Here is a 255-nt window from a genome sequence, read left to right on the forward strand (position 1 = left end):
TTGGCAACGATCTGCCCCTGACGATTGATCAAGCGTGCACTTGGCGTGAAGGCCAGCGATCGGGCCTCAAGGCGGTAACGCTGCCCGGCCTCGAAGTGTTCATAGGGCACCGTCATGTAACACAGCCGCTCTTGCGGATCGGTATCCATGCCCTGACCACCCCCGAATACTTCGAAGTCAAAGCGCACGGTGAGCTCATGACTACCGGGCGTCACCTGAAAAAACCGTCCGTCGCGCAAGCGCTGTTTATCCAGG

General features: G+C 58.8%; 1 protein-coding gene. It reads right to left on the minus strand.

Annotation, left to right across the window (positions count from 1 at the left end):
- Nucleotides 1–255, minus strand: a 255-nt coding sequence (locus AAEY83_RS16835; protein WP_351060934.1) for a PA0061/PA0062 family lipoprotein, incomplete at both ends; no start/stop codon positions are given.

This window comes from Psychrobacter sp. TB20-MNA-CIBAN-0197 (assembly GCF_040309765.1).
GTDB lineage: Bacteria > Pseudomonadota > Gammaproteobacteria > Pseudomonadales > Moraxellaceae > Psychrobacter > Psychrobacter submarinus.